General features: G+C 34.9%; 5 protein-coding genes. 4 read left to right on the top strand and 1 reads right to left on the bottom strand.

Going from position 1 to position 5,164, the window contains the following annotated elements; genetic code table 11:
* Positions 1-167: 167 nt before the first annotated feature.
* A complete protein-coding gene (locus GOQ29_RS04585; RefSeq protein WP_203371464.1) occupies positions 168-1,217 on the bottom strand; it encodes a helix-turn-helix transcriptional regulator in 1,050 nt (349 codons plus the stop codon).
* Positions 1,218-1,382: 165 nt separating this feature from the next.
* Between GOQ29_RS04585 and GOQ29_RS04580 the strand changes: the two genes are divergently transcribed.
* The 4 genes from GOQ29_RS04580 to GOQ29_RS14980 form a co-directional block, all read left to right on the top strand.
* Positions 1,383-2,237 carry an alpha/beta hydrolase gene (locus GOQ29_RS04580; protein WP_203371463.1) on the top strand — a complete coding sequence of 285 codons (855 nt, stop codon included), beginning with the start codon at positions 1,383-1,385 and terminating at the stop codon, positions 2,235-2,237.
* Between the two features lie 16 nt (positions 2,238-2,253).
* Entirely contained in the window at positions 2,254-3,990 is a 1,737-nt protein-coding gene (locus GOQ29_RS04575) for an alpha/beta hydrolase family protein (protein ID WP_203371462.1), read from the top strand.
* A 105-nt stretch (positions 3,991-4,095) separates the two neighbouring features.
* A complete protein-coding gene (locus GOQ29_RS04570; protein WP_203371461.1) occupies positions 4,096-5,013 on the top strand; it encodes an MFS transporter in 918 nt (305 codons plus the stop codon).
* Positions 5,014-5,051: 38 nt separating this feature from the next.
* Positions 5,052-5,164: IS66 family transposase (locus GOQ29_RS14980; protein ID WP_203371460.1), on the top strand; the 113-nt coding region annotated here is incomplete at its 3' end.

The following is a 5,164-nucleotide window of genomic DNA, read 5'->3' as shown; positions in this document are numbered from 1 at the left end:
TTATCCCAATCAATGGCTAACGCCTCACTAGACATAACAGATCATTCCTCTCATATTTTATATTTGATATTCTAGCAAAACTTTTCATCATAGACTAGGCAGGAATTCTTTGACGGTTACATCCAAATATGCAGGTGAGTTACATCTCCTGCATAGCATATATTAGTTTATCTCTCATGCTTTTGAATTTTGTGAATGTTTCTGTATTCATTAGGAGAGCAATTATATTTCTCTTTGAATATCCGGTAAAAATAGGTTCTGTTTATAAATCCAAATCGACTACAAATTTCATGGATAGATAAATTTGTAGATATTAATGTGTGAGCTACATTTTGCAGGCGCACAATTCTACTGTATTCTGAAAGAGAATATCCATAATGCTTTTTAAATATTCGATTAATATAGTCGCCATTATAATTTAATAAATTACTTAATATATCTTTCTGATAATACATGGCATCCCTGTCTATTAATTGTTTGGCAGATGAAGCAAGGGAATGTCCGTTATCAGAATTTAAGTCTACATAGTCTATGTCGTAATAAAGCTCATCAAATAATATATGAAAATAGCGGCATAATAATCCCTGAATTATGAGTTGATAACCGGGTTGCTTTTTCTCGAATTCTATCCGTATATTGTCGATGAGATGATGTATTAAAGAGATTGCATGGAAAGATTTACATTTAAAAAACATATAATTTCTATTATTCAAATAGGAATCATAGAGACTTTTGTTCATGAAAAGTTTAAGTTGTTTTGGCATATCTGTATTAGATAATAATAGTTGTTCAATGTAATCAACTGAGAATGCTAAATATACAAGTTTTAAATTTCGGTCAAAGAATTCAGAGTGACGAACTGAACGGTTAGGAATACATATGTCAAATTTTTCAAAATTACATATTTTTGATTCGACTTGCATAGTAAAAAAGTCAGATATGTTTATAATCAATTCGATATAATCATGTTTATGTACATGAGCAAAAAATTGTGCATTAAAATGCTCCATATCGAAAGATATGATCATTGTAGGTCTATAACTGTAGGATTTCCAAACACCTTTTCCAGATGGGATAAAGGTTACTTCCTGAAGTTCTATGGGATTATGTAATGTCAATATATCTGGCAGCATTTCTAAATCTATTTTCTGCGGTAGTTTCATTCCGAAACTATATTCATAACATATTTCAATATAATTATCAGTTTGTTTATTCATTATTCCACGCTCCTACAAAAAGTACAAATAGGATACAGTATTAGATATGAATATCAAAAAAAGATACAAAAAAACTGTTATTATGTATATAACAATAACATATATCATCCAAAATGTATATGAATATTGTATAAATTTTACAAATTAATATGGAGGTGTATAAGAATGTTAGCAAGGTTCAATTTTTTCTCACAATCATTGATGAAACAAACCAATGTAACAATGATTTTACCATCGTGGGATGCAATGGACAGATTTAAAGGCAAGGCGGAGAGCTATTTGCCTGGCACAAAGTTTCAAACACTATACTTATATCATGGCGGAACAGGAGATGATTCGGATTATATTAATTTCTCAAATATTATTCGTTATGCAAATGATAATAAAATAGCAGTCATTATGCCGGCAGGATATAATTCGGGTTATGAAAACGATGTCCCTGAAAAGTTGCCTTGGCAAGCAAAATATTGGGACTACATTTTTGAAGAATTACCTAAAGTATGTGCCGCAATGTTTCCTATTTCTACAAAACCAGAAGATACTTTTGTGGCAGGTCTTTCTATGGGAGCGATTGCTACTGCAAAGTGGGTGGCGTATGGTCCGGAAAGGATAAATACTGCATTGATGATGTCTGGTGGAGGAATGGATGTAGATAAAATCATGGCTATCGCTAGCCAATACGGTAATGGTTCCACTGATTTTGAAATTGATTTCGAAGAATTGGAAGATAAGGGCATTAAGTTAATTGATTCGGAAAATGAATCATATCAGCAACTTAAACGCAATATCGAAGAAGGGAAAAAAATCCCCAAAGTGCTGATGACATGTGGAGGAAATGATTTTATTCGCTCATTTGCAATTGGCTCAAAAGACATATTGGAGAAATATGGTTACGATGTCACATATGAAGAAGTTCCGGGATATACACATGAATGGGATTTCTGGGATTTATCATTGAGAAAGGCGCTATATGAATGGCTGCCAATACGACATGATGTGATTTTGGCTGATGAAAATTGAAAGAGAGGGAAAATGTATGATTACAAATAATTTATCTTATCCAACTGACCCGTATGCTCCGCCTATAACAGGTATCTTTCACAATCAAACGCCTAGAAATACAAGTTTGGCTGGGCGTTACACAGTATATATACCGAATAATTTTGAACACTGTTCACAGGCGATACTGATTTTACCTGACAACCAAATGACAGCTCAAGGATTTTTTGAAAGTACAGATGGACAGGCGTGGAAATCAACTGCTGATATCAATGGTATTGTTATTGTGGTGGCAGAATCGTATCAAAACGCAGGGTGGAATTTGACAAATGCAATTAATATGCGTGATGATGAAGAGTTTTTGTATGGAGTGGTCGATACGATTCGTCAGAAATATTCAACTATTCCGGCAGCATTTAATTTAGATGAAAGGTCTCTTTATCTTGTTGGTTATAATTCAGGAGGAATTGCGGCTCATAAGATGGCAATGCATTGGCCTCAATTATTTGGCGGGTTAATCAGTATAAATGGTAGCGATGTTCCAAGTTCGGTAATATCTGCGTTTGGAAATACATTTTCCTATCCATTTATTGCAGGACAGAACTCAGATGGAAGAGAAACAATCGGCTTAAACAATAAGGATATTCCACTTCCGGTGTGGATGATTAGCACAACATCAATACCAAACAATGTCGCTGTAAAAAATTATTGGGTTGCGGCAGACAATGCAATAGAAGATGAGCCAAACGAATATGCACAAACAACATATATTAACGGAGCGACAAGAATATGGTTGACAACAGGAGCGACGATACCAACTCCTACTGTATTATTTGAGAATTTTCTGAATGAGGCTTTACGCTACACCAATACACCCGGAGGGAAACTGGAATGGAGAGTGAAAACTGAAAATGTTTCTGGAAAAGGATTTATTTATACAGAAGCTACAATTGATGGAAAGCTACGTAGATGGTACACCTATGTTCCAAGCACCTACAATGACGCTAATGAATATCCGCTTATTGTTGCAATGCATGGTGGTTCAAATTCTGCGGAAGCTTTTATTGGCGATTCAAGATGGCATGAAGCGGCAGAAGAATATGGACTATTAGTTGTCTTTCCACAAGCGTATCCTTGCCCATTACCATCGTTTGGATGGATTCCAGTACCAGTGTGGAATCAGTATATTGTATCACCGAGCAGTCCGCCGGATGATGTAGCATTTATTAGGGAAGTTATCACAAGAACTTCACAAAATTATAATGTGAATGCAAAAAAGATTTTTGCAACAGGGCATTCTAATGGAGCAGGAATGACATGGCGTCTTGGATTGGATGCGCCGGAATTGTTTGCAGCAATTGCTCCTGCGGGGTGGACAATTAGCGCTATTCCGGGTGAAAGCCCTGTGCCGAGTTTAACTTCTCCATTACCAGTATGGTTATTTATGGGTAGATATGACCAGGTTGGCGCAGATGAATTCAAGAATGGAAACTCGAATGATATGTGTTTGAAATACTGGGCAAATAGAAATGGTTTTGACTATACAAAATTGACTACGGAGTACGACCAAAGTGGCAATTATTATTCAAGAGTTTGGACAAATGGAACAGACAATATTCCGTTGTTTAAATTTACCTCAGTTACTGAGTGTCCACATATCTATGTTCCATATGAATGCGAATTACTATGGGAGCAATTCTTTAGTAAAATCACTTTGGAAACAAATGGAAAAAGATATTTTGACGGACAGGAAATCGTAAATGGGAACAATTAATATTATATTTCCGTTTGCAAGAAGATACAGATTTTAAATGACGTAACCAAAGGCTCAGGTATTTGATTCCTGAGCCTCAATTACATAATTTTGAGGTGAAAAAGGATGAATCAGGGTAAAAAAACATCAAAAAAATTATTGTTTGCGTGGCCAACCCAAACAGTATCATTTACGGTAGCCAGTGTTATTCTGGGTTATACTACATTTTTTGCAACAGATTATATGGGGATAAGTCCGGGAACAGTAGGAATTTTATTTATGATTTCAAAAACATTTGATGGTTTCACAGATATTGTTGCTGGATATTTGATAGATAGAACACATACCAAGATAGGAAAAGCAAGACCATATGCGCTAGCCTCTTTGGGCTACTGGGGATTTGTGATTTTACTTTTTTCAGCGCCACAAATGTCTGTAAACATTGGAGCCATATATCTTTTTGTGTGCTATACGATGATTAATTCCGTATTTTTGACATTGACCCAATGCAGTGAAAGTGTTTATTTGGCAAATGCTATTGAGAATAGTTCACAAAGCGTCAGCGTGTTATCATTTGGAAATTTGATTTCAATGGTATTTACAATGGCTGGTTCCATTATTGTTCCACAGTTGATTAAGACAATAGGAACAACTAGAGAGGGATGGCGTCTTATCGTAATTGCATTAGGCGTTCCATTTATGATTGTAGGTCTGATTCGTTTTCTAGTTGTAAAAGAAATTCGGAATGGAGACGATAATCAAATTAGCAAAATAAGAGTAAAGGATATGTTGCGACTTCTTGCGGGAAATAAATATATTTTGATTTTTTCAGTCATTATTATTGTTGCAAATATAGGGAATTACCTTGTGAGTACAGCAAGTACCTATTATTACCAATATATTATGAACGATTTGGGCCTGGCTTCAATTATGGCAATCACTTTGCTATCAGTGGTAATTGTAATAGGAATTACACCTGCTTTGGAACGTCAATTTGGTTTAACCAATATAATTGTGAAGAAAATAATAATAAAGCAAATATAGTTACTACTAAGGCTCCTAAAACCCTACTCCATAAAAGTATGGCCTCTAATGAGTTTATTAGTCATGTAATAAATCTAAAATATCAACGTGCTATGCCACTATATAGACAAGAAAAATATTTTAGCATGATGGATGTAAATCTTTCTAGACA

The organism is Anaeromonas gelatinilytica, from assembly GCF_016820635.1.
GTDB classification, from domain to species: Bacteria; Bacillota; Clostridia; order Tissierellales; family SIT17; genus Anaeromonas; species Anaeromonas gelatinilytica.
This window is presented reverse-complemented; position numbering and strand designations above follow the sequence as displayed.

What these genes read in the sequence shown, in the direction of transcription:
- GOQ29_RS04585 (WP_203371464.1), bottom strand. Translation starts at nt 1,217, where the DNA reads ATGAATAAACAAACTGATAATTATATTGAAATATGTTATGAATATAGT.
- GOQ29_RS04580 (WP_203371463.1), top strand. Translation starts at nt 1,383, where the DNA reads ATGTTAGCAAGGTTCAATTTTTTCTCACAATCATTGATGAAACAAACC.
- GOQ29_RS04575 (WP_203371462.1), top strand. Translation starts at nt 2,254, where the DNA reads ATGATTACAAATAATTTATCTTATCCAACTGACCCGTATGCTCCGCCT.
- GOQ29_RS04570 (WP_203371461.1), top strand. Translation starts at nt 4,096, where the DNA reads ATGAATCAGGGTAAAAAAACATCAAAAAAATTATTGTTTGCGTGGCCA.